Consider the following 24,705-nt stretch of genomic DNA (forward strand, 5'->3'; position numbering starts at 1 on the left):
CCAAGCCAAAAACTTGGTGTACTTAGCCGTTAGCGACCTTGCGCTTGCGCGAGCGGCCGCTTGGGACAACCTCATCTGCCTCTTCTTCGAGAGCAATAACGCCGTAATCCCAGCCCTTGCGGCGGTAGACCACACTCGGACGATCGGTCTGGCTATCGACGAACAGGAAGAAGTCGTGGCCGACCAATTCCATGTGATCGAGAGCTTCCTCAACCGTCATGTGGCTGGACGGGAACACCTTGCGGCGAATGACTACTGGCGAGTAGTCCTCGTCCCCTGGTTCCGCCTCTTCCCCCTGAATAGGAATTGCTCCGGTCGCGACCTTTTCGATCACGTCGGGACTTGCGGGGGTGATATCAACAACCGCAAAACCGCCAGCACTCGCTTCGCGAAGAGAAGTGGGGCGGTGGTTTCCGCGGTGAACTTTTTTGCGATCCTTCGACTGGCGGATTCGCTCGACGAGCTTGGCCATAGCCAAATCGAAAGCAACATACTTGTCTGAACCAGCAGCTTCCGCTCGAACAAGCGGACCTGGTCCAATCAACGTCAACTCAACGCGGTCGTCTCCACTGGAACCTTTAGTTTCGTGGTGTCGGGTTACCTTGATCTCGAAGGCGATTGCCTTCTCGGCCAAGTGAGAAACCTTCTCAGACTTTTCGATCGCGTACTCACGGAAACGATCCGTGACTCCTACATTTCGTCCGTTGACGGTGATTTCCACGGCGACCTCCTAGCCATAATGCGCGGCTGCCCCGTGAGGCAGCTTCTATTTCGCGCCCTTTTCCATACCGTAGCCCTCGTCGCTGGCAATGTCACGAACCACCAGCGTTCTTGGAGTGAACCCCATGGTTGCGGCCGCGATGACCGTTCCGCCCGCAGCAGAAATCGCCCGCGCTGCTTCATCGAGTGTCGCTCCTGTGGTGAGCACGTCATCCACAATGATTACGCGGGTACCGGCAAGCGAACGCACCGCGAAGAATGCCCCCTTGACGTTCACCGCACGCTCCTCGGCGCTCAACAATTTCTGGCTGCGAGTTTTTCGAGCGACGCGAAGCGCCCGGGCGTGGCGGATCCCGGCGGCTTTCAGTACGAGCCCAACAGGGTGATAGCCGCGCGTGCGGAACGCCTTCGTGCTGCTGGGGACCGCAACGATCTCGATCGGACCCGATACTCCCCCGACGGTCGTCGACTCGCTGAGCGCACGCCTGAGGGCCGCGAGGAGGGCAACGGAGAGCGGCCGAGCAAGGTCGGTGCGGTGATGGTTCTTGAAGGCGAGCAGAACCCGGCGAACCCGATGCTCGTACCTCAGCGCGGCGTACACGCGCAGGTGCTGTGGCGTCGAGTGGATGCTGGTGTGCGCAACAAGGCTGCGCGCACATTCGTCACAGAGCGCTCGGTCGTGCCGCTGGCATCCGGCACATTCCACAGGCAGGATGAGCGCGAGAGCATCCCGCAGGGCCTCGCGCACGAGCGCACCCCAACCAGTGTTCTCGCGACCATCGGGAGGCTGTTCAGGAGGCTGCTCGTAAGGCGTCATGAGGAGAGCATGCCGGGAGGCATCACCCCACGATCACGGTCTCGGATGATCCGTGGAGAGTTGCTATTGCTGCGACGCCATGAAGGAGGCGTCGAGCCCCGCGAGCACCCAGGCTTGGCTGCCCTGGGGGCGCCACACTTCTCCATCGGCAAGCACCCGGAGTCCATCACTGTTCGTTCCTGTGCTGACAAGCTGCGTTGCCCCGTCGACGTCGCCAAGCTCACTAGACGGACCGCCAATCTCGTAGGCAGTCACCTCTGTCGCGTCAGCGCTGCCGGAGAGCGTCGCGACCGTGGTCGAGCCAACCCAGGCGGCGTCGATGGCATCGCCCGCCCGAACCGGCAAAGAAACCGGGTCCACGAGTTGCACAGGAACATTGCCCTGCTGACGGACTATTCCGTACACCAGCAGTTGAGGTCCAGACGGCGTAGAGAGATACACGAGCAAACGGGCACCGTCGCGTGAGACATCCAGCGACACAATCGTTGAATCTGCCGGCAGCGTCGTTTGCAGCGGATGCTCCGTGCCGTCGACCTCGAAAGTTGACAGCGACGTCGCTCTCGCTTTTTGCGCCGACCAGACGAACCGGAATGGGTCGAGTGAGGGCGCAACAAGGCCAGAGCGCTCATCGATCAACCGTGGAGCGACACCGACCGTCGCAAAGTAGGCGCCACCATCGGCAGCCCGATAGGTGACAGAAAGCCTGTCAGCTGAGAGCGCCGCGCTTGTTGCACCGGCCTCGACCACAGCCGAGCTCAGTTCGTTGAGTTCGCTGAGCCCGTCGCTCGTGCTGAATCCGAATTCGCTGCCGGTTCCCACAACGAGCGGCCCAGCCGACCCTGGCTCAATGACCGCAGCGCTCTGGCCCGAACTGCTGCTCTGAAGATCTCGACCATCCACTGTCAACACGACAATGGGCGTATGCAGGGTGGCAGAAAGCTGTTGTTGCATGCGTTCGCGGGCAACAGTGTCTGCCGCGAGCGCCTCCGAACTCAGGTCAACGACGGCCCGCCCCGAGGTAAGGCTGCTGGTGGCACCGAGGGTGGTGGATGCCGGGAAAGCGGTGAGCAGCACCCCCTGTTGCACCCAGGCGGAGTCCGCAGCCAACAGCGCCTGAATGGCACGGGATTGGGAGGACTGCCGCACAGCGAACCAACGAACATCCGGAACCAGATAGGCGAAGCTGGGGTCGAAGTAGTACAGGACCTGTTCTTCGAAACTCACCTCGAAACCGCGATCGGAGAGCACGATGCCGGGTGGCGCTACAGAAATACGCCACTCGCCAGCCACCTGCTCGAGCTCGAAAGCGAGCGTTTGCGATACCGGCGTACGCAGCTCGGAGTACACCCCACGCTCATCGATCACCGCTTGCGCCGAGAAGGAGTAGGTAAGCGTATTCTCGTCACTTGCCTCGGCAATGGTCGGCAATTTGTCTCGCTCACGAACCGTTGCACTTGCTGCAGGATTCCAGGTTTCGTTCATCGAACTCGTGAGGAACTCGCGGGCAACCGAATAGTCGCGCGATGGTGATCGCACTGCGCTCATGAAGTCGGTGAGGATTTGCTCTTGAGTCGAGCCCGCAACCGGTCCTGACGCCACAATTTCGTACTGGGTGTCGTCTTGTTCATCGATGAGCGGCCCCGATTGAACGTCGCTCGACAGCGGAACGCCCACACAGCCGGTGAGCGCTACCGCAACGGCAGCCAGAAGGGCGAGATAAGTCAGAGAGAGCTTAGTCATTGGGGCCCTCCAGACTCGGTACGTCGTCATTCGGCGGTAATTCGAGCGGCGAGGACCGCAACTCAGCGCCGCGGGTGCGCGGGATGGTGAGCCGGAAGCACGAGCCGTTGTCTCCATCCGACCACACTTCGAGCCAACCGCCGTGGAGTGCAGCGTCTTCAAGGGCAATTGCAAGGCCAAGCCCGGTGCCTCCGGTGGTGCGCTGACGTGAAGGGTCTGCGCGCCAAAAACGGTCAAACACTCGTTCGAGAGCAACTTGACTCATGCCGACGCCGTAATCACGCACGGCGATAGCGACCGCGTCTTGATCGCTGTCGACCCACACCACAATTGGCAGTCCGTCGCCGTGGTCGATGGCATTGCTGAGCAAGTTCTGAAGGATGCGGCGGATGCGACGCGGGTCGACATCCGCTTCAAAGTAGCCACCGGGGGCCACAAGTCGCAGTTCGGATCCCTTGCTTGCCGCAAGCGACGTGAGGCTCTCGATGGCGTCTTCGACGAGGCGCACGAGGTTGGTTGGCTCGGTTTCCATATCGACGGCACCTGCGTCGTAACGGCTCATTTCGAGCAAATCGGCGAGCAACAGCTCGAATCGTTCCACTTGAGTGTGGAGTAGCTCAGCGGTGCGGGCCGTCGCGGGCGGGAATGACTCACGTTGGTCATAGAGAACGTCGCCGGCGAGCCGGATAGTCGTGAGTGGCGTACGCAGCTCGTGCGAGACATCCGACACGAAGCGTTGTTGCACTTGCGAGAGCGCAGCCAACCGCGTGATCTGCTGCTGCATGCTCGTGGCCATTCCGTTGAACGAGCGCGCCAACGTCGCAATGACGTCGTTGCCCTGAACCGGTATGCGCACTTCAAGCTCTCCAGCGGCAAGGCGTTGGCTCGTTTCCGCAGCCAACTTTACGGGGCCAACGACGAGCCGCACCACGACGAACGTGACGATGCCGATGAGCGCAAGCAGAGCAAAGCCGCCAAGGCCCAGCGTCTGCTGCACAACCACGAGAGTGTCTTGAGTGTCTTGGATGTCATACACCAGATAGAGCTCGTACTGCGTGCCCCGAATATCGAGCGTTGACCCGACGATGAGGCCAGGATGCACCGCCCCGTCTTCAGACTGCTCGAGTGCCACAGACTGCCAGTAGGTTCGCTGTTCGGTGGACTCCGCCACGACGTCGCGCAGCTCTTGCGAGATAAGCGACTCTGACTCCAACCCCTGAGTCTGTACGTCAGCCGGAACCCGTGGGCCCTCTTGATCCGGCGTGCGCAAGATCGCGTAGCTCGTGCCACCCGTGCTTGAGGCGACGCTCTCAATCACGCCAGCAACCTCCCGCATCATGTCGTCGAGGTCTTCAAGACCCAGGTCTTCATCAGCGGCATCAAACACTTGCTGGCCGGCAAGCGTTGCGTTCGCCGAGGTTCGCGTGAGTTGGTCTCGACTGGCGTCAAAAAGGTTCGCCCCAACGCTGAGCGACATATAGCCCGCGATCACAGCGACAACAACCGACGACAGCAACACCGTGATTGCCACGGTGCGCACTTGAAGCGACGAGCGCCACAGAGCAGCAATACGCTGCATCCAGCCGCGCCAGTCGAATTCGAGCATGAAAGTTAGGCGCTGGCGCCGGCGCGGTAGCCAACCCCGCGAACCGTCATGACGATCTTCGGGTTGTCGGGATCTTCTTCAACCTTGGCGCGCAACCGCTGCACGTGAACATTCACGAGGCGAGTGTCTGCCTTGTAGTGGTAGCCCCACACTTGTTCCAACAGCATCTCGCGAGTGAAGACCTGCTCGGGCTTCATCGCAAGCGCCAACAGGAGCTCAAATTCGAGCGGCGTCAGGTTGATTTTGGTGTCACCGCGGCGAACCTCGTGGCCTGTGACATCCAGCTCAAGATCTCCGACGGTCAGAGTGCCGGTTGCTGCGTCACTTGCCGGACGCAAGCGAGTGCGCACCCGAGCAACGAGCTCTTTGGGGTTGAACGGCTTGACGACATAGTCATCGGCACCGCTCTCGAGCCCCTTCACCACATCAGCCGTGTCGCTCTTGGCCGTGAGCATGATGATGGGCACGCCAGACTCTTCCCGGATGCGGGCACAAATTTCAATGCCATCCACGCCGGGCAGCATGAGGTCAAGCAACACCAAATCGGGCGCCGCCGACTTGAAGGCGTCGTACGCTAGGGCGCCGTCTTGACAAAAAAATGGTTCATAACCTTCAGTGCGTAGAACGATTCCGATCATTTCTGCCAGGGCAGTGTCGTCATCGACTACAAGAATTCGCGGGTTCACGTGTCCTCGATACTTTCTAGCTCTCGGGCTAACAGAGTGAGAAGCTTTCGCATAAGAGTAGTCGAGTGTGAAAACATGAGTGAGATTGAATAGATGCAGTTCAACATTCGAGGGTGAGACGTGAGCGATAACAGTCCGTGGCAATCGCCAGATAGCAGTAACCCTGTCGACGGTTCCCAGCCGCTTGCGCCCCCTGCGCCGTCTGCGGCGTACGCGCCCGGAGCGACACCCGGAGCCCCTCACGGCGCGCCGGGAGCGCCCCAGTACGGCACTCCAGCACCCTCGTGGACCCCACCGCCCAAGCCCGGGCTCATCCCCTTGGCCCCCATGGGACTCGGCGCCATCCTGTCGGCATCGCTGATGGTGCTGCGCCGCAATCCCCGCCCCACATTTGGGTTTGCCCTGCTGATCATGAGCGTCGTCATGGTCGCTTCGCTCGTACTCGTGGGCATCGTGACCTTTGCCGGCGTCGAACGCACGCTCAGCGCGAGCGATGCGGATGCCGCTGCCATCGAAGCTGGCGCCACGGCCGGAACAATTTTGTCGGCACTATTCGCCGTCGTGCTCTCCTTGATCGGTGGGGCACTCCTTCAAGGAATTGTCTCGCTCGAGGTGGCACGCGGTGCTGTCGGCGAACGACTACGCCTGCGCGGGCTGTGGGCGGCAGCGAAAGGCCGCATCTGGGCTCTCGTTGGCTGGTCAGCTCTCGTTGCTGCCGCCGCCATTATCGGAATCGCTCTCATCGGTGGCATTGCTGTGCTGTTGTTCACGTGGGGTGACACGGCTGGCATCGTCATTGGAGTGCTCGTGATGCTGTTCGGCATCGCCGCGAGCGTCTTCCTCGCTGCCTGGCTCGGTACCTTTTTCGCTTTCGTGCCGAGTGCGCTCATGATCGAGCGTTTGCCGCTCGGCCAAGCGATTCGTCGCTCATGGTCGCTCGTCAAGGGAAGCTTCTGGCGCACCTTCGGGATTTTGCTGCTCATCATGGTCATTGTGAACACCGTGTCGAGCGTGGTTACCGCCCCGCTGAGCTTCATCGGCGGTCTCGGCGTTGGCCTCCTCAATCCCACCGGCGACGAAGATGCCGCCATTGTCGCTTTCATCGCGCTCTACATCGTGACGATCGTCGTTTCAATCGTGATCAGCGCCGTCACGATCGTCATCCAATCGGCAGCCCCCGCCTTGTTATACATCGACATGCGGATGCGAAAAGAAGGTTTCGATCTGGAACTGACTCGCTTCGTCGAGGCTCGTAACGCTGGCGACTTCTCGGTCCCCGACCCGTACCTCACCCTCGACAGCTCGCCTCGACGCACACCTGAAGCTTCTCCTTACACGGCTTCATGACGCTAACGACACTCACGGTCACCGTGCCCGCCCTGCTGTCATCCAGCTGGGCGCGCGCGGTTTCTGGCGAGGTTCCGGTCGATCCCGACTCGGAGCAGGCCACGAATTGGCTCATCGATGAGCTGTCAAAAGCTCCCTATCAAGCAGCACGGCCCACTCTCTTCGATCAGGTATCGAAGGCATTCAGCGACTGGCTCGCGAGCCTCACCATTGGCGAAGGAACGGGCATCCCGACCATCGTGTTGATCGTGCTGCTCGCACTTGTCGCGATCGCCATCATTGCGGCGATCGTGGTCTACGGACTCCCCCGCCTCAACCGCAAGAGCCGCCACGAAGAGGGCATCTTCGGCGAGGCCGACTACCGCACGGCAGCCCAATTGCGGGCATCCGCAGAGCAGGCTGCTGCGCGCGAAGACTTTGCTGAAGCGATCGCCGACATGTTCCGTTCGATCGCCCGCGGGCTCTCCGAACGCACTCTCGTGAGCATGACGCCTGGCACCACCGGTCACGGCTTCGCCAGCCGGGCTAGCCGCGCGCTGCCCGAGCTCGCCCGCGAGCTTGGCCACAGTGCCGATGTTTTCGACCTCGTGCGCTACATGCGTAAACCAGCAACACGAGAACAGTACGAGGAACTTCGCACACTGGAAGCACGCGTGCGCGCGGCCAAACCTGATCTTGCCGAGGCAACCCTGTGAGCGCCTCACAAGAAACCGCGACAGAAACGACGGTGCTCACCCCCCGCGTCGGCACCACAGCCAAGCGCGCCCTCTACTGGGTTGCCGGCTCGATTCTCGTGGTTCTCGTCGCGATCGCGAGTCTCAATCTCGCCGGAACAGCAGTCGAAGGCCCACCGCTGGATCCCACCAGCGCCTATGAAGCAGGAACGCAGGCGCTCGCCGAAGTATTGCGCGATCAGGGCGTCGACGTCGTGGTTACGACGACGCTCGATGACACTCGCGCGGCGCTCGACTCCTCCGACGACAGCACGCTGTTCTTCACCAACTTTGAGGCATACCTCAGCGAAGATCAGGTAGCCGAGGCAACCGAACTCGCGGCAACCGTCGTCTTCGCCGATCCCACCCTCACCGAGCTTCTGCGGGTGGCACCAGAAGTCGCCCACGCCGGCCAAAATTCGGATGCCGTTTCGGCATCCTGTTCAGCGCCTCTCGTCGCGCGGGCCCCCGATATCACCGCCGGCCCGAGCAATTACCGCGTGATCGAGCCGAGCGCCGATATCACGGCCTGCTACGGAAACGACGACGATGGCTACGGGCTGATCGTGCTCGACCGTGGCGATACTGAACTTCGGATTCTTGGCGCCACTGATGCGCTCAGCAACGGCGACATCACGGCAGCCGACAACGCGGCCTTCGCTCTGCGGCTCCTCGGCGAGCACGAAACACTCGTCTGGTACACGCCAAGCTTCCTCGACCTCGCCAACACCGGTGACGCCAAGACGCCCGCTGAACTCGCCCCCGGCTGGGTCTTGCCCGGGGTCTGGCTCACGATGCTGACACTCCTGGCTGGCGCACTCTGGCGTGGGCGCAGATTCGGCCCGCTCGTGATCGAAAAACTGCCCGTGACTGTGCGCTCAAGCGAGACGATGCAGGGGCGGGCGCGGCTATATGAGCGCTCCACGGCCCGGCTCCACACCCTCGATTCGCTGCGCATCGGAACCATTCGCCGTCTCGCCGTGCTGTGCGGCATGCCGACTACGGCATCCGTCGACGATGTCATCAACCGAGTATCACCTCTTGTTGGTCAGCCGATCGAGCCGTTGCGACAGTTGCTCATCGATCGCGAGCCCACCTCCGACCACGAACTGATCACCCTTTCCGATGAATTGCTTGCTCTTGAAGATCGAGTGCACGCCGTCATCCGCCCCGCCTAACAACCTCAGCCCCACCGAGCCAGAGATAGAGAAGAATCGAGATATGACTGACGAGCAACTGCGGCACGCATTCACTCAACTCCGCACCGAAGTAGGCAAGGCGGTCGTTGGTCAGGATGCGGCTGTTACCGGCCTCACCATTGCGCTGCTCACGGGCGGCCACGTGCTGCTCGAAGGCGTTCCCGGCGTTGCCAAAACCCTTCTCGTGCGCACCCTCAGCCGCGCACTGCAGCTCGACACCAAGCGCGTGCAGTTCACCCCAGACCTCATGCCAGGTGACGTCACCGGTTCGCTCGTCTACGACGCCAAGGCTGGCGAGTTCGAGTTTCGCGAAGGCCCCGTCTTCACCAACATTCTGCTCGCGGATGAGATCAACCGCACACCCCCGAAGACTCAGTCATCGTTGCTTGAAGCGATGGAAGAGCGCCAAGTCTCGGTCGATGGAAAGACACTCAAGTTGCCCGTACCTTTCATGGTCGCGGCCACCATGAACCCCATCGAATACGAAGGCACCTACACGCTGCCCGAAGCCCAGCTCGACCGCTTCCTGCTGAAACTCGTGCTCGATCTGCCCGAACGCGACACTGAAATTGAGGTGCTCACGCGCCACGCTGCCGGCTTCAACCCGCGCGACCTCGCCGCCGCCGGAGTGACCCCCGTGCTCGATGCGACCATGCTCGCCGCCGCTCAGGATGCCGTAGCAAAAGTCGGTGCGAGCCCCGACGTGATTGCCTACGCCGTCGACCTCGCTCGCGCCACGCGTCAGAGCCCCTCCGTGAAGCTCGGGGTCAGCCCTCGTGGTGCGATCGCGCTCATCTCGGCAGCCAAGGCTTGGGCGTGGCTCACCGGCGCTGACGCGATCACGCCCGACCACATCCAGAGCATGGTGTTGCCGGTGCTCCGCCACCGCATTCAGCTGCGCCCGGAAGCCGAGCTTGAAGGCGTTTCGTCTGACGTGATTTTGCGATCGATCGTGCAGCAAGTGCAGGTTCCGATCTAACGATGGCGCTTTCTGGATGGTTCGTCGCCCTACTGGCGCTCGGCATTGTGCCGATCGTCGTGACTGGCGAGCCCTTTGTGCTCACGCTGTGGCTGCTTTTCGTCATCGTCGTCGGAGCCATCGACCTGCTGCTGGCGGTGTCGGTGCGCTCGCTGCGTTTCGAACGCACCGCGCCCGACCGGGTGCGCCTCGGTGAAACCACGAGCTCAACCCTGCGCATCACCAACCCGACCCGCCGCCGACTACGCGCGGTGGTGCGCGATGGCTGGCAGCCATCCGCTGGCGCTCACTCCAACCGGGTTCCGCTGACCGTGCCGTCACGCGAACGTCGCGAACTCAACACCGTGCTGACACCAGTGCGGCGCGGAACCCGCGAAGCCGCGCACGTCACAGTGCGGTCGTACGGCCCGCTGCGGCTAATTGCGCGCCAGACCACGGTGAGCGTGCCGAGTTCTTTCACGGTGTTGCCCCCGTTCAACTCTCGCAAGCACTTGCCATCACGGCTGGCTCGCCTGCGCGAGCTCGACGGCGCAACGAGCGTCATGATTCGTGGTCAAGGCACCGAATTCGATAGCCTGCGCGACTACGTGCGCGGTGACGACGTGCGCTCCATCGACTGGCGCGCCACCGCTCGTCGCTCTGAACTCGTGGTGCGCACGTGGCGCCCCGAACGTGATCGCCGCGTTGTCATCGTCGTCGACAGCGGTCGCACCTCAGCCGCACGAATCGAGGACGAGCCCCGCATCGATACCGCGTTCGAATCAGCGTTGCTGCTCGCCGCCCTCGCGTCAAGTGCCGGCGATCACGTCGACTTCATGATCTATGACCGACGCGTTCGCGCACGGGTGCAGGGTGCTAGCGGCCCCGACCTGCTCTCGAAAATGGTCAACAGCATGGCGCCGGTGCAGCCGGAACTCATCGAGATGGACTGGGAGTCCGTTCCCGGTCTCGTTCGCCAGGCCACCACCCAACGCGCGCTCGTCGTTCTCGCCACAACAGCCGAATCGCCAGGCGGAAGCCTCGGTCTGCTCGCCATGCTCCCCCAGCTCACCGCGAAACACACTGTTGTGGTGGCTTCCGTCACCGATCCCTCCATTGCGGATGCCACGCTCGATCGTTCCACGCGCGACTCCGTCTATCTCGCCGGGGCTGCTGAACGCGCTCTCCTCGATCAGTCGCGAGTTGCCGCCGCGATCAACCAGCTCGGAGCCTCCGTCGTCTCGAGACGCCCGAGCGAGCTGCCGCTGGCTCTTGCCGACCACTACATCGCGCTCAAGGCCGCCGGAAAGCTGTAGCGGCAGCCGCTAGCGGTGGCTCGTCACAACCGAGGCTTACGGCGAATTTGCCGTTACTGCGTTCTGCGGGCCAACGCCTAGTTGGCGACGATGTGGGTAGCCCCAGCGTCGAATTCGCTGAGATCTCCCGTGTTGCCGGCGCGAGCGCTGCGCCCACCGAGGATCCACTGGTACGCCAAGAATCCGGCGAGCGCGACAGTACCGATGCCGATCTTGATGGGCCACGGCCAGTCTTGGCGCGTGACGTAGCCCTCGATCACTCCGGACACGAGCAGGGCAAGGATGAGCCCGACGACGATCGTGAAGAGCGAGCGTCCAGCGTGTGCGAGCGACTGAGCCCGCGTACGGGCCCCGGGGGCGACCCACGACCAGAAGATCATCATTCCGGTCGCGCCCGCCACGAAGATGGCGTAGAGCTCAAGCTGGCCGTGCGGAGCGATGTAGAGAAAGAACACGTCGAGTCGGTCGAACTCGTTCATGATCGCCGCGGTGAAACCCAGCTGTTGGGCCGTGTTGAACAGCAGGTAGGGAACGTAGAGGCCGATGATTCCGAACGCGACAGATTGTGCGGCAATCCACGCGTTGTTGGTCCAGACAAACCCGGTGAATGATCCGCCGGAGTATTCGGAGTAGTACCCGACGAAGTCATCTTGGGCGAGAGCTTCACGCTCTGCCGGCGTTCCGAAGTTAGCAAGAACCTGCGGGTTCGAAATAGCCCACCACGCGAAGAGAAAACCAACAAAGAAGGTTGCGGCGGCGAGGATGAGCGACATCCAGCGCACCCGATAGAGCGCCGCCGGCAGCTGAACCACAAAGAACTGCGGGAGTTGGCTGAGCAGGTTTGCCGAGGCCCCGGTGAAGCGCAAACGCGCCCGGCTGAGGGTGAGCGAGAGACGGTCCGCCTGCGCCGACTGACCCGCGCTCGTCTTCATCGCCGACAATTGCGTGGCACCCGATTGATAAAGATCAATCAATTCGTCGACATCGGTGCCGGAAAGTCGTCGTTGCTTGCCCAAATCGGCAAGGCGATCCCATTCTTCGCGGTGCGCGGCTGAGTAAGAGTCGAGATCCATCTGCTTAAATGATGTCATGGCGAGCCCACAAACGACGAACACATTTGCGTATGGTGACGAACCCGATGAGCTCATCACGGGTGAAGCCGTTGCGTTGGAGCTGCATTCGACCAGTTTTGTCTTGCGTGCGGCCGGCACCATGATCGATTTTCTGGTCTACGCGGCCGCTCTCATCGGACTCCTGATCGGCGCATTCGCCTTCGCGACCGCTGCCGGTCTCGACCAGGCAATCGCCACGGCGCTTACTGTCAGCGCGACCGTGATCTGTCTCGTGGTGATCCCTACCGCCGTCGAAACGCTCAGCCGCGGCAAGTCCCTCGGCAAGCTTGCGATCGGAGCCCGCATCGTTCGCAACGATGGCGGCGCGATTGGCTTTCGCCATGCCTTCATCCGCGCCCTGATCGGTGTGCTCGAAATCTTCATGACCGCGGGTGGTTTAGCGGCAATCGCGGCGTTGCTCAACACACGAGCACAGCGCCTCGGTGATCTCGTTGCGGGCACCTACGCCCAGTACGAACGCGTATCGAAGTTCTCGAACCCTGTGGTGCAGCTACCTGGCCAGTTGGCCGACTGGGCTCGCACCGCCGATGTCGCCAAGATGCCGGATGCTCTGGCCCGGCGCATCTCCCACTTTCTGGTTGCCGCCCCCGGCTATACGCCGATGACGCGCCACCAGCACGCTCTGAACCTTGCGCACGAGGCCTCCGCCTACGTTTCTCCGCTGCCCGCCGTGGAGCCAGAAATACTGCTCAGTGCTGTCAGCGCTCTGCGGCGAGAGCGCGAGACAGTCGCGCTTGCTAGCGAGAAAGCTCGCCTTGCTGCCCTCTCCCCCGCGTTGACCGGTGTTCCCCGCGGCTTTCCAAGCGACCGCGGCTAAGCGCGAATCAACGCAAGCGCGCGATCGCGAATGGTCTCAAGCGTTGCCTGATCGCCGGCTTCGGCGTTGAGCCGCAGCAATGGCTCAGTGTTCGACGGACGCACGTTGAACCACCAGAAGGGTTCGCCCGGTGCCGTGGTGCCAGTGACGGTGAGGCCATCAAGCTCATCGAACTCGGCCTCGCCCTCAAAGGCCGCGCGAATGCGAGCAGTAGCTGCCGGAACATCGTCCACCACCGAGTTGATTTCGCCGCTCGCCGCATAGGGCGAATAGCGATCGGAGAGCACCGAGAGGGGCTCCGGCTGCGAACCGAACTCGGCAAGCAAGTGCATCGCGGCGAGCATCCCGTTATCGGCGCCCCAAAAATCGCGGAAGTAATAGTGCGCCGAGTGTTCGCCGCCAAAGATCGCGCCGGTTGCCGCCATCTGATCCTTGATGAGCGAATGGCCAACATGGGTGCGCACCGGGATCGCCCCAGCGGCTTCAATCGTCTCGGCCACAATTCGTGACGTGATCAGATTGTGGATGACACGGATGTCGCCCTCGGGCTGTAATGCGCGCACTCGCTGAATTTCCCGCAGGGCCACAACCGCGGCAACAGCACTGGGACTCATGGGGTTTCCGCGCTCGTCAACCACGAAGCAACGGTCGGCGTCGCCATCGAAGGCGAGCCCGACATCCGCACCGTGTTCGAGCACTGCTTTTTGCAGGTCAACGATGTTGGCGGGTTCGAGCGGGTTCGCTTCGTGGTTGGGGAAGGTGCCATCGAGTTCGAAATACATGGGGATGATCTCGATGGGAAGCGCCGGCAAACCGGCCGCCGTCGAGAGCACAGCCGGAACCGTCATGCCGCCCATGCCGTTGCCGGCATCTACAACGACACGAATAGGGCGGATGCCGCTGAGATCAACAAGTTTGCGCAAGTAGCTGGCGTAGTCGCCAAGCACATCGAGCTCTCGCTGAGCACCAACCGCAGAAACCTCTTCGATTCCCGTAGCCAGATACTGCTGGGCGCGGTCACGAATCGACTTCAAGCCGGTTGCGAAACTGATTCCCTGGGCTCCCGCGCGACTGAACTTGATGCCGTTGTACGTCGCCGGATTGTGGCTAGCGGTAAACATGGCGGCCGGGGCATTGAGCGAACCGGACGCAAAATAGGTTTCGTCCGTCGAGCAGAGTCCGATGAGAACGACGTTGGCGCCACGAGCGCGAGCGCCAGCCGAGAACGCCGCAGCGAAACCCGGAGACGAGTCGCGCATGTCGTGGCCGACGATGATTTCCTGGCCGGCGGCATCCACTTCATCAGCGAATGCGGCGCCAAGAGCTTCGACAACATCGTCGGTGAGCTGAGAACCAACAAGGCCACGAACGTCGTACGCCTTGATAAATGGTGCGAGATCGATGGGGTTAGCTTTGCTCATGCCCCAAAACTACATGGCGAACGACCTGCCAACCCTGAGGCACGGATAGTCGATCAGCATGGCGGGCGCACAAATCGTAGGTGTGTGGTTCTGCGCTGTAGCTCAGCGGCCCCAAAACTGCCATCGAGTCGGCATAGACATAGGTGAGGGTGGCGACTGCTTCGGAGTTGCAGGCGACCTTGCTGCACGGGCGCTGATTCATTGTGAGCCCTAGCCTACGGCTGTGCGCCCACAGATGGGCAACTGGCGGTCGTACAATGAGCACGTGGCTAGATCATCGAAGCGAGCGTCTACGCGCTCTGTGCGGGGCAACTGGCGCGACCGTCACGGTCGCGGCATCCGTTCTGCCGTCACTGGTCCTCACCTTCCGCTGCTGAGTAGTCGCAACGGAAACTTCGAGCTCACGGTCGCGTCTGCCGCCCAGTATTTGAAAGAGATGTGGCCAGAGGAACTCGCCAGTGCTCGGTTCGAGCTCGGGCTTATGCCCGGTAGCAGCCCCGAGGGCAGCAAGATCGTGCGCTGGACCGCTCTGCCTGACGAGAAGCGCATCGTTCTCTACCGCTTGCCCATCGAGCGCATGGCGAGGCTGCACCGCGATGACGAACTCCATAAGCGGATGCTTATCGAGAGTTGTGTTTTTCAGGCCGTTGCCGAGTACATCGGCAAAGAGCCGTGGGAGCTCGCCCCGGAGCGGTTCCGCAATTTCTAACGGCTAAGGAAACACGGTCAGCGGCGACGAACCCGGCGTCTGCGGGTCAATCGAATACGCCGCGATGAAGCCGTTCTCCGCCTGCGTGACACTCGCATAGACCGGGCCACTCTGGGTGAGCGTAAACGTTCGTCCGCTCGATACCGGCACGCTGACGCTCGTGCCCGGCTCGATCGTGTACTCCTCGCTGAAGCCCGCGTCGGCGGAGAGAGTCACATCAACTGCGGTCTCGCCAGCATTGGTCACGTTGACGGTGGCATCCAGCCCGGGAGCAACCGTGAATTGGGTGTCACCGCTGAGCGCCGGGCTCGAGGTGAACCAGGCAAAGTCTGTCGCCGAAACCTTGTCGCTCGCGCTGATTACGGCGGAGGTCGTGCGGGCAGCGGCAACGATGGGCTCGTCCGATTCGATCTGAACCGTGTAGGTGCCGGTGGCGAGTTCTTCAATCGGGATGTCGGTGACAACACCAGCGCTCAGGTCGAGGGTGAACTCAATAGGGTCACGCTCGGCATCCGTCGGTGTCAGCGTTGTGGTGATGCTCGCCGGTGTCTCACCAGGCACGAGCACCCGGATAGCCGCAATCACGTCATCCGTTTCGGTTGCGGTACCGCGCAAAGCCTGAATGGCCTTAAGACTGGTCACAACCATGGCAGGAATCACTACCGAGCGAGAAGACGGTTGGCTTGCGCCCACGATCTCCACCCCGCCAGCATCGAGCCCGCGCACGATCGACTGCTGTAGTTCTGCCGTGATCTGGCCGCCAGTGCTCGTCACGTGTACGACGGGAGAAGAAATGCCCGGGGCAAACCCGGCAAGTGACAAGACGCGCTGTCCATTGGGCGGAACCACGATTCCGGTGGTTCCGGCCGCCGACACGATCCCACGCTCGTCGAAGATGTCGAGGGTGACTGTCGAGGCAACTTCGGTGGGGTTGATCAGCGAAATCAACGTCGTGCGCCCGGTGGTTGTCGAACCGCCCACGAGCCAGCTATCGCCGCCGACAGCACGGCAGCCAGCAGCCGCGAAGCCCACATAGTCACCGATATTCACGTATTGCGATTGCGCGCCACTCAGCCGTACGAGAGAGTCGGGAGATTGCGCGTCGGGAGCAGCACTCAACACCAACGGTTCAGCAACAGCTTCACCGGCTTCGGCATCCGAGGCGGTAATGCCCGACTGTTCAACGCTGCCCGTACTCGACGAGAAACGAGTGAGGGCCTGCCCCAAGGTGAAGACAGTGGATGCCTCGGCACCCGAATCGTCAGAGAGCCGCAAGAGCGGCCCGGGGCACGTCAGCTGCTGCGCTGTGGGCACCGGAACAACGAGCTCGCTTGGCGGTGTCGCTGTGTACGACGGAAGATCAACAAAGCTCGAACCGAGCACCGCAGCGGCGGCAATTCCGATACCGAGTACTCCGACGACAACTCGCGCGCCAACGGCGGCAGCAGCTTTGGCTGACACCGGGCGTTTTGTGCTTGATTCCGGCTCGGGGGCGCCGGTGAGTTCGTGGTCATCATCGAACTCTTCACCGGTGGGCTGATCGGGCAGCGCAGCAGCTTCGTCAGGGGTGAGTTCGTTGTCGATCATTGGTTCGCCTCAATCACAGTGACGGCGCTCTCGGCTTTGGCCGCTTTGAGACGACGGCGACGAGTTGTCGGAATGGCGAGCAGCAGAGTGAGGCCAAAGACAACGATCTGGCCGGTGAGCACAATCTGCCCCCAACGAGTCTCGGTGTTACTCGCGCCGACCGGAATCTCGGCTTCGCGAAGTTCGGGGTAATGCCAGAGGTAGCCCTGAGCGGTATCGCCAATAGGGTTCAGGATGCTGTTGCCGTCGAGGGCTTCGATGATGCGTTGACGCGTCTCGGCGGTGTCGGAATCGGTCGCCGGGGTAAGCACGATGAAGGCGATCTGCAGGTCGTTGAGTTCATCCGCGATTGCGTAGCCGCTGCGGGAGGCAATGTTGCCGGCGAGCGTCGCGTTGACGAGTTCTGCGTCGGAGAGTTCTGTGCTCGTGGCAGCAAGCGTTGACTGCTCGTCAAGTCCTGAGCCACGACCACGGTGCAGGTCGACCGCAATGGTGGAATCCGAGGTCACGGTGATCTGCAGAGTGCCAAGTCCGTCGCGTTGAGTGGACTCTGCCGCCACAAAGGCTGGCAGCAAACGTCCATTGCTTGTCGTCACGGGTGCAGCACCGGAGGCGAGCGACCACAGCGGTGCCGCTGCGATACCGAGGATACCGATGAGGGCGACAACGGCGGGAAGCGCAGCATGACGACCGAGACTGTCGATCGCGACGATCACAGCGCCGCTGAGCCCGAGCCAGTAGAGGCTGAGACCGGCACCAGCCCAGACGGTTACCTCGGATTCACCCGAGGCGCTCACGGTCAAGTGAGTAGCCGCGACCGCGGTGGCGAAGCCTAGGAGGGCGAGCGCGAGGGCGGGAACAGCGCGGCGGGTGCCGGGCACGAAGAGGCTCATGAGGGCGAGCGCTGCGAACGGCGCGAGCAACAGCGCCACAAGGAGCGGACCATAGCGATCGTTAAGGCCGAGGGTCGAGAGAAGTTCGCTCCACCCGTTGGTTCCCGGAACGACGCTACCGATCGCCAATTGCCAGCCGCTTGATGCCTCGCGGGCTACCGGTAGGCCAGGGTCAGCAAAGATCGCCAGCAGCGCACCGCGACCCCACTGCTGAATGACGAGCGGCGCAAACAGTGCGGCCGCGGGAATCACAATCCAGATCAGGCGATGAGTCGACTTGGGGCGCAACACGATCCATGCCACAAGCCCAATCAACAGAGCCGGAATCAAACTCGGCGCTGAGGCGGTGATCACGGCAAAGAGCAGCGCAGCCAGTGCAGCCATCGCCCAATTGTGGGCAGCACGCAAGGCCGTGAGAATCAGCCAGGGCAGCAAGATATGAGCAAGAACTGCGCCCAGTTGTCCTTCCCCCAGTGCGATGAGGAAGCTCGGAGCAACCGTCCACGCAACAGCCGCGAGCGTTGGTGCCCACGTGCGTTCGGAGATGGCAGCCGCGCACAACCACGCCGCCAGCGAGGCAAGTGGCAACGCCAACAAATACAGCATCACGATGCTGAACGAAGGATTCCAGAAGGTCAGCGAGCCCATTAGCGCCAGAACGGCCGCGAATGGATCCGCCGCAACTACCTCTTGCGCGAGATCGTTCCAGCCGTAGCCGACATGAGCCCACAGCTCAGAAACGGTCGTCGAGAGTGGCAGGAGTCCACCGCCGGTGAGCGCAACAGCATCAACAAACCGGGAAAAACTGACCATGCCGAGGATGCCAGCCAAGAGCACTACCCAGGCGCCGCCATTTCCAAAGAACTTGGGACGCTCGACCTCGAAGGCCGCATCGGGCGCAGCCCCCTGGCGTTCATGCGCTCGCACTTCACGAAGCTCCGCCCACGACATCCGCAACGGGTCGACGGCGGCGAACCCCACCTGCTTATTGCGGCGGAGATTGCGGCGTGCCGCCACGACTCCCCCATCGAAGATCGCAGCAAAAGCGGCAGCGAATTCGCCGGCAATTGCCGTTGGACGTTTCGCGACGAGATGGCCGAGCGACCGCAAAATAGCGAGCGGCAACAGCGTAAGCCAGTGAAGCGGCACTGCGGGAGCGGGCGCATAGACGAGTCGGCGGTGCAGTTGGGCAAAGCGTTGCACCCTGTTGTGAGCCGCCGCCGAGATCGAGCGCTTGCCAAAGAGTTCCGGTCCGCCAGAGCTTGCGACCCGAGCATCCGCGACAGCAACGACGCGGTGGCCAGCCAAACGGGCACGAATACAGAAGTCGAGTGCCGCATCCACCGAGGTAAGTTTTGGGTCAAAGCCGCCGAGCGCCGTCCACACTTGGCGCCGCACGAGCATGCCAGCGCCGGCCACGCCCATGGCGTCGGTCTGCACGTCGTGCTGGGCCTGGTCGAGTTCGTCGTTGACGAGTCCAACCGAGCGCCCGAGAGGCGTCAGTGTTTCGCCAAAGTTAGAAATAACGGATGGGTCGTCCCACCGCACCAATTTAGGGCCGGCAACAGCCACTGACGGCGCAATTTCGACGGCGCCGAGCAGCGCGCGCAAAGCATTCGGATCCGGAGCGCTGTCGTGCGCGAGCAGCCACAACCATTCGTTCTCGGTGGCTTGCGGTGCTGCGGTGTAGAGCGCAGCACCGATCGCGCCACCAAAAGTCTTGTGCGCGTGAGCGTCCGCTATCTGCGCCGGGGCCGAGTCTGCCATGAGAGCCAGCGACTCATCACTCGACTCAGCATCAACCACGATGACCGAATCGGGTCGTCGAGATTGGGCCGCGATCGCGGCAAGTGTTCGTGGCAGATACTTCGCACCGTTTCGGGCGACTAGTACTGCGGTGACTCTCGGCTGCATTTGTTTGAGACTATGCGCCGCTCGCGCAGTTTTACACTCGACGCGCTGCAGAGCCGCGAGTCTGAGAGCCGCCCCAATTCGGGGTTATGGCTCCACCCGGCTAACTAGCTCGCGCGCTTGCGAAGCTTGCGACGTTCGCGCTCAGAGAGACCGCCCCAGATTCCGAAACGCTCATCGTTTTCGAGAGCGTATTCGAGGCACTGGCTGCGAACTTCACACGAGGAACAAATCTTCTTTGCGTCACGTGTTGACCCACCCTTTTCGGGGAAGAACGCTTCGGGGTCTGTTTGTGCGCAGAGTGAGTCGGTCTGCCAAGAGAGCGCATTGCCGTCTTCATCGGCGAGAGGTTGACGAACTCCGGGAACCCCAAGTCGTACGGGGTCAACAAACCAGTCGTCCGGAACTCCCGCGCGGTATCCGCTGTTGCCCATCTGGTCTTTCTCCCCTCCGCCTTTAATGCTTCGCATCAAATCGCGTTACATAATTACACCGGTGTAGTTCCCGAGAGTCAAGTCGCAGATCATAATTGCCTCGACTACGAGTTAAGGGTTATGGCGCGCCGTGACTTAAATTAACTCAGCAAAGAGAGATCGTGATCGACCATCGCCGCCACAATTTCATCAAACTCAACCTGTGGTGTCCAACCTAGAATCCGCTGAGCCTTGCTCGCATCCCCCAGTTGTAGGGCGGCATCCCCCGTGCGCAGCAAAGAATCGGAGACCGTCAGGCGCTCAGACCAGTCGTCGACGCCCGCCCGCTCAAATGCAGCGGCCACGAAATCTCGCACGGAATGGGAAACGCCCGTCGCAATCACAAAATCGTCGGCCTGCGGATGCTGCGCTGCTCGAACGAGCGCATCCGCGTAATCAGGCGCCCAGCCCCAATCGCGGCGGGCATCCAGATTTCCGAGTTCGAGAGTGTCTTGCAGCCCCCGAGAAATCCGCGCAGCGGCCGCAGTGATCTTTCGGGTCACAAACGCTTCGGGTCGACGCGGCGACTCGTGGTTGTACAAAATCACAGAAGAGGCCGCAACGCCCGCAGTGCGGTACGCCCCGACGAGTCCGTGAGCATAGGCCTTAGCAGCGCCGTAGGGGCTTGTGGGGCGCACTGGAGTGCTCTCGTTCTGCGGAGAGACGCTTGGCGTGCCAAAGATTTCCGCGCTCGAGGCTTGAACGAAGCGGATGTCGGCGTCGCCGCGGTCGTGAATCTTCTTAACCGCTGCGAGCATTTCTGCCACGACCGCGCCGTTCAGCCGCGCAGTGAGGGTCGGATTCTGCCACGACTGGTACACGGAGCTCAGCGCTGCCAGATTGTAAATCTCGTTGGGCTGCAGTTCATCGATGAGTTCGCCGATTGCACTATCCGCGGCCAGATCAAGCTCGTGGGCAACGACTCCCGGCGCCACAAGTTCTCCCACGTCACGGGTCACACCGTGCACTTCGTAGCCTTGAGCGAGCAGCAGCTCGGCTAGATAGGAACCATCTTGGCCGGTGACACCGGTGATCAGTGCACGGGTCATTGGAGGCCAGCGAGCGTTTTCTGTTCGGCAAGGTCTGCTTCGACCATCATCGTGACAAGTTCGGGGAATTTGACGCGCGGCTCCCAGCCGAGTTTTTCTTTCGCCTTCGCCGAGTTGCCCACCAGCAGGTCGACCTCGGCGGGCCGCATGAAGCGCTCGTCGAAGGTGACGTAGTTGGTCCAGTCGTCAATTCCTACCGCGGCGAAAGCGAAATCGAGAAGCACGCGGATGCTTTGCGTCTCTCCCGTCGAAATGACGTAGTCGTCTGCCTCATCCTGCTGCAGCATCAGCCACATTGCTTCGACGTAGTCGCCAGCGAAGCCCCAGTCACGCTGAGCATCAATGTTGCCGAGAGTGAGAGTGTCTTGGAGTCCTAGCGAGATTCGCGCAACGGCGCGGGTAACTTTGCGGGTCACAAACTCCGGGCCGCGGCGCGGGGATTCGTGGTTGAACAGCACGCCAGACGAAGCGTGCATGCCATAGGACTCGCGATAGTTGATGGTCATGTAGTGGCCGTAGACCTTGGCAACCCCATACGGCGAGCGCGGCCAGAGCAGGGTGTCTTCGTCTTGCGGAACCGTCTGAACCTTGCCAAACATCTCAGAGCTGGATGCCTGGTAGAACCGAACTTCTTGGCCGGTAGCGGCAGTGTGCAGTCGCACCGCTTCGAGCGCGTTGAGCACGCCCATTCCGGTAACTTCACTGGTGAGGTGCGCGTTCTCCCACGAGTATGCAACGAAAGAAATAGCGCCGAGGTTGTAGAACTCGTCGGGCTTTGCAACGCTCATGGCGCGCATGAGGCTCGACAGGTCGGTGAGGTCCCCCGTGAGAATTTCAACATCCGGAATCACTCGCTCAAGCAGTTCGCGTTTCGGGTTGTTCTGGCCCCGCATGAGGCCGAAAACTTTGTAGCCCTTAGAGAGCAATAGCTCAGCAAGGTACAACCCGTCTTGGCCGGTGATTCCGGTAATGAATGCGCGCTTCATAGTGATCTCTCTTGCTTGCAGTCAGCTCTGCCTAGGTTCTGAGCCAACACGTCGGCCGAAGTAACGCTACTGGAACTTCAACGGTCGTGCAGGGGCGGCAGAAGCCTACGGCGACGCTTCGTCGTGCAGTGCAGACAGCAACACTATTGCGTTGCCGCCACAAACAACTGACCGGCGCCCCGCACCGTCAGCACACTCTCATCGCCCGTCACGAAAACTGTTTCCCCGCGCGAGAGCGACGTTGAGTTCTCGCTACCGTCGACAACGAATTGCCCGGCCGTACACAACAGGATTGCCGCACTGTGCAGCTCAAGCGTCGCATCCTTGTCCACTTCAAGAAGCTGGAAGTCACGCACGGGCGGCCGGAAGACTCGTGCTGTTGCCCCGACGGGCTCGGGGGCGAGATATGGCACCGGGCTCGCCGAGAAGTCGAGAACGCTCAATAGTTCGGGAACATCAACGTGCTTCGGCGTGAGTCCACCGCGCAGCACGTTGTCAGACGATGCCATGAGCTCAATGCCCAGTCCGCGCAGATAGGCGTGGATGTTGCCCGCGGGCAAAAACAGCGCCTCGCCCTTGGCGAGCGTCACATGGTTCAGCATCAGCGAGATCAACACCCCAGGATCGCCGGCGTAGTAGCCAGCAAGCTTTCGAACGAGGGCGAACTCGTCGCTCGCTCTGTCAGCTTCGGCGAGCGCCGAAACCCGCTCCACGAGCTCCGGCACTGGCTGCGCGGCAGAGATGAGCCACTCGAACATCGCCCGCACGTCGGAGTCAGCGCGAGCGAGAGCCAACCACTCGGTGAACAGGGCCGGGTGCGGGGCGCTGCTGGCGGCATCCAATTCAGCAAGGCGCTCGATGGATGCTCGGGTGTCGGCCATCGAGCGAAAACCGCACAGCGCCTCAAACGTGTCACTCACGGCAACGATGAGTTCTGGCTTAGCGGACGCGTCTTTGTAGTTGCGGAACGGCGCCGTCAACGGAATGCCTGCCGCGTTCTCACGCGCGAAGCCCTCAGCTGCTTGCTCGGGAGTGGGATGAGCTTGTAAGGAGAGCGGTGCTCCCGCAGCGAGCACCTTGAGCAGGAAGGGAAGCCGCTCTACGCCCTCGCCCACGACGTGCATGGCGTCGCGCTGGATCCACTCGTGCAGATCGCTCGCGCCTCCCGCCTGCGCGGGGTCGAGGATAACGCTGGGGCTCCCCGGATGCGCACCGAGCCAGAGCTCCGCCTCGGGCTTTCCCGTCGGCTCCGTGCCCAGAAGCGCAGAGATTTCGCCAGCAGAACCCCACGCGTAATCGCGAGGCGTATTAGTGATGCCTACAAACATTCAGTCCACTCTTCTCGAAGCCTTAGCCCAAAGTACCAACCGTCTAGAAACGACGCGTACTCACGCTTTAGGATCGCAGTGATTTCGATAAGCAATGGAGCGAAGACTATGTCATTTGAGACCCTCAGCAGCGACTTCTACGGCTACGAGAATGCGCTGACCGATCAGGAAAAAGACACCATCCTGAAGCTGCGCGCATTTCTCGATAAAGAGGTGCGCCCAATTGCCAACGACCTGTGGGCCAAAGCGGAGTTCTTCAACCGCGACGTCGTCGTCAAGGGACTCGCCGACCTCGGACTCTTCGGACTCCCCTGGGCCGAAACCCAGCAGTTCCCCAACTCAGCCGTCTTCCGTGGCTGGGTAGCGCTTGAGCTCGCTCGTGTCGACGCCAGTGCCGCCACCCTCGTTGGCATGCAAAACGGTCTCGTCATGGGATCGATTGGTGTTGCCGGTTCACAAGAACAGCGCGATGAGTGGCTGCCCAAGTTTGCTTCAGGCGAACTGCTTGGTGCTTTCGGCCTGACCGAGCCACTCTCGGGTTCTGACACTGCTCAGGGCCTCCAGACCGTCGCCAAGCGCGAAGGCGACAACTGGATCATCAACGGTGCCAAGCGCTGGATCGGCAATGGCTCGATCAGCGACGTCACCATCATCTGGGCACGCGACGAAGCCGACAACCAAGTCAAGGGGTTCATCGTTCCTACGAGCACTCCGGGCTACTCGGCCACCCGTATTGAGAACAAGCAAGCACTGCGCATTGTGCAGAATGCCGACATCGTGCTCGAAGACGTCATCGTGCCGGAGAGCAACCGCCTGCAGAAGTCCACATCGTTCAGGGACACCGCAGCCGTGCTGCGACTCACTCGCGCAGAAGTGGCGTGGGCCGCGGTCGGAAACTCCATCGGAGCCTACGAAGCTGCCGTCAAGTACACCGGCGAGCGCATCCAGTTCGGCAAGCCCATCAGCAGCCACCAGCTCGTTCAAGAACACCTGGCGAAGAGCCTCGGCAACATCACCGCCTCCATCGGTATGGTGACGCGCGTTTCCGAAATGCTCGACGAGGGCACCCAAAAGGATGAGCACGCGGCCCTTGCCAAGGAATACACAGCAAGTCGCATGCGCGAGACCGTCGCCTGGTGCCGCGAAGTGCTTGGTGGCAACGGAATCGTTCTCGACTATGGAGTGATGCGTCACTTTGCCGATGCCGAAGCTATCTACTCCTATGAAGGAACTCGCGAAATGAACACGCTCATCGTGGGTCGCGCCATCACAGGCAAGGCAGCATTCGTCTAATCT

At 61.7% G+C, this 24,705-nt stretch carries 22 protein-coding genes; 8 read left to right on the top strand and 14 right to left on the bottom strand.

What is annotated here, in order from left to right:
• Positions 1–22 precede the first annotated feature (22 nt).
• The 5 genes from hpf to mtrA form a co-directional block, all read right to left on the bottom strand.
• Complete coding sequence (hpf, locus tag I6E52_RS04455; protein WP_197155170.1) at positions 23–721, bottom strand: ribosome hibernation-promoting factor, HPF/YfiA family; 699 nt, start codon at positions 719–721, stop codon at positions 23–25.
• A 45-nt stretch (positions 722–766) separates the two neighbouring features.
• Positions 767–1,537, bottom strand: a complete 771-nt coding sequence (locus tag I6E52_RS04460; RefSeq protein ID WP_197155173.1) for a ComF family protein — start codon at positions 1,535–1,537, stop codon at positions 767–769.
• A 63-nt stretch (positions 1,538–1,600) separates the two neighbouring features.
• Positions 1,601–3,277 (bottom strand): LpqB family beta-propeller domain-containing protein, encoded by a 1,677-nt coding sequence (locus I6E52_RS04465; RefSeq protein WP_197155175.1) that lies wholly within the window; start codon positions 3,275–3,277, stop codon positions 1,601–1,603.
• The gene (gene mtrB / locus I6E52_RS04470; RefSeq protein WP_197155177.1) at positions 3,270–4,883 is read right to left on the bottom strand and encodes an MtrAB system histidine kinase MtrB; all 1,614 of its coding nucleotides are present in this window, start codon (positions 4,881–4,883) and stop codon (positions 3,270–3,272) included. Before mtrB ends, I6E52_RS04465 begins: the two co-directional genes overlap by 8 nt.
• 5 nt (positions 4,884–4,888) lie before the next feature.
• The gene (mtrA, locus tag I6E52_RS04475) at positions 4,889–5,569 is read right to left on the bottom strand and encodes an MtrAB system response regulator MtrA (protein ID WP_197155179.1); all 681 of its coding nucleotides are present in this window, start codon (positions 5,567–5,569) and stop codon (positions 4,889–4,891) included.
• Between the two features lie 120 nt (positions 5,570–5,689).
• Between mtrA and I6E52_RS04480 the strand changes: the two genes are divergently transcribed.
• From I6E52_RS04480 to I6E52_RS04500, 5 genes are read left to right on the top strand one after another with little or no spacing between them, the layout of a single operon-like run.
• Complete coding sequence (locus tag I6E52_RS04480; protein WP_307842380.1) at positions 5,690–6,916, top strand: hypothetical protein; 1,227 nt, start codon at positions 5,690–5,692, stop codon at positions 6,914–6,916.
• Positions 6,913–7,611: a DUF4129 domain-containing protein gene (locus tag I6E52_RS04485; protein ID WP_197155181.1), complete on the top strand. Its 699-nt coding sequence runs from the start codon at positions 6,913–6,915 to the stop codon at positions 7,609–7,611. The genes I6E52_RS04480 and I6E52_RS04485 overlap by 4 nt, the downstream gene beginning before the upstream one ends.
• Entirely contained in the window at positions 7,608–8,807 is a 1,200-nt protein-coding gene (locus I6E52_RS04490) for a DUF4350 domain-containing protein (RefSeq protein ID WP_197155183.1), read from the top strand. Before I6E52_RS04485 ends, I6E52_RS04490 begins: the two co-directional genes overlap by 4 nt.
• 43 nt (positions 8,808–8,850) lie before the next feature.
• Positions 8,851–9,807 carry a MoxR family ATPase gene (locus tag I6E52_RS04495; protein WP_197106172.1) on the top strand — a complete coding sequence of 319 codons (957 nt, stop codon included), beginning with the start codon at positions 8,851–8,853 and terminating at the stop codon, positions 9,805–9,807.
• A gap of 2 nt (positions 9,808–9,809) precedes the next feature.
• Positions 9,810–11,102 (top strand): DUF58 domain-containing protein, encoded by a 1,293-nt coding sequence (locus tag I6E52_RS04500; RefSeq protein ID WP_197155185.1) that lies wholly within the window; start codon positions 9,810–9,812, stop codon positions 11,100–11,102.
• A 77-nt stretch (positions 11,103–11,179) separates the two neighbouring features.
• Here the strand turns inward: I6E52_RS04500 and I6E52_RS04505 are convergent, their stop codons facing one another.
• On the bottom strand, positions 11,180–12,175 hold the full coding sequence (locus I6E52_RS04505; RefSeq protein WP_197125178.1) for a stage II sporulation protein M: 996 nt from the start codon (positions 12,173–12,175) through the stop codon (positions 11,180–11,182).
• 16 nt (positions 12,176–12,191) lie between these two features.
• Between I6E52_RS04505 and I6E52_RS04510 the strand changes: the two genes are divergently transcribed.
• A complete protein-coding gene (locus I6E52_RS04510; RefSeq protein ID WP_197155187.1) occupies positions 12,192–13,052 on the top strand; it encodes an RDD family protein in 861 nt (286 codons plus the stop codon).
• Here I6E52_RS04510 and I6E52_RS04515 read toward each other — a convergent pair.
• Both I6E52_RS04515 and I6E52_RS04520 read right to left on the bottom strand, forming a co-directional pair.
• Positions 13,049–14,473 (bottom strand): phosphomannomutase/phosphoglucomutase, encoded by a 1,425-nt coding sequence (locus I6E52_RS04515; RefSeq protein WP_197155189.1) that lies wholly within the window; start codon positions 14,471–14,473, stop codon positions 13,049–13,051. The two genes, I6E52_RS04510 and I6E52_RS04515, sit on opposite strands and share 4 nt — an antisense overlap.
• On the bottom strand, positions 14,460–14,675 hold the full coding sequence (locus I6E52_RS04520; protein ID WP_197123735.1) for a DUF3499 family protein: 216 nt from the start codon (positions 14,673–14,675) through the stop codon (positions 14,460–14,462). Before I6E52_RS04520 ends, I6E52_RS04515 begins: the two co-directional genes overlap by 14 nt.
• A 63-nt stretch (positions 14,676–14,738) precedes the next feature.
• On the opposite strand from I6E52_RS04520, the gene I6E52_RS04525 reads away from it, so the two are divergent.
• The gene (locus I6E52_RS04525; RefSeq protein ID WP_197123733.1) at positions 14,739–15,182 is read left to right on the top strand and encodes a metallopeptidase family protein; all 444 of its coding nucleotides are present in this window, start codon (positions 14,739–14,741) and stop codon (positions 15,180–15,182) included.
• 3 nt (positions 15,183–15,185) lie between these two features.
• Here I6E52_RS04525 and I6E52_RS04530 read toward each other — a convergent pair whose 3' ends face one another.
• The 6 genes from I6E52_RS04530 to manA all read right to left on the bottom strand — a co-directional run bounded on the left by I6E52_RS04530 (position 15,186) and on the right by manA (position 23,409).
• A complete protein-coding gene (locus I6E52_RS04530; protein ID WP_197155191.1) occupies positions 15,186–16,769 on the bottom strand; it encodes a DUF5719 family protein in 1,584 nt (527 codons plus the stop codon).
• Positions 16,766–19,576, bottom strand: coding sequence for a glycosyltransferase family 2 protein (locus I6E52_RS04535; protein WP_197155194.1), 2,811 nt, complete (start codon positions 19,574–19,576; stop codon positions 16,766–16,768). The genes I6E52_RS04530 and I6E52_RS04535 overlap by 4 nt, the downstream gene beginning before the upstream one ends.
• A 104-nt stretch (positions 19,577–19,680) precedes the next feature.
• The gene (locus I6E52_RS04540) at positions 19,681–20,007 is read right to left on the bottom strand and encodes a WhiB family transcriptional regulator (RefSeq protein WP_197107160.1); all 327 of its coding nucleotides are present in this window, start codon (positions 20,005–20,007) and stop codon (positions 19,681–19,683) included.
• A gap of 140 nt (positions 20,008–20,147) precedes the next feature.
• Positions 20,148–21,095, bottom strand: a complete 948-nt coding sequence (locus I6E52_RS04545; protein WP_197155196.1) for a GDP-mannose 4,6-dehydratase — start codon at positions 21,093–21,095, stop codon at positions 20,148–20,150.
• Positions 21,092–22,081 carry a GDP-mannose 4,6-dehydratase gene (locus I6E52_RS04550; protein WP_197155198.1) on the bottom strand — a complete coding sequence of 330 codons (990 nt, stop codon included), beginning with the start codon at positions 22,079–22,081 and terminating at the stop codon, positions 21,092–21,094. The genes I6E52_RS04545 and I6E52_RS04550 overlap by 4 nt, the downstream gene beginning before the upstream one ends.
• 143 nt (positions 22,082–22,224) lie before the next feature.
• Positions 22,225–23,409: a mannose-6-phosphate isomerase, class I gene (manA, locus tag I6E52_RS04555; protein ID WP_197155201.1), complete on the bottom strand. Its 1,185-nt coding sequence runs from the start codon at positions 23,407–23,409 to the stop codon at positions 22,225–22,227.
• A gap of 108 nt (positions 23,410–23,517) precedes the next feature.
• On the opposite strand from manA, the gene I6E52_RS04560 reads away from it, so the two are divergent.
• Complete coding sequence (locus I6E52_RS04560) at positions 23,518–24,702, top strand: acyl-CoA dehydrogenase family protein (protein ID WP_197155202.1); 1,185 nt, start codon at positions 23,518–23,520, stop codon at positions 24,700–24,702.
• The last annotated feature ends 3 nt before the right edge of the window (positions 24,703–24,705 follow it).

The organism is Salinibacterium sp. NG253 (assembly GCF_015864945.1).
Taxonomy (GTDB): Bacteria; Actinomycetota; Actinomycetes; order Actinomycetales; family Microbacteriaceae; genus Rhodoglobus.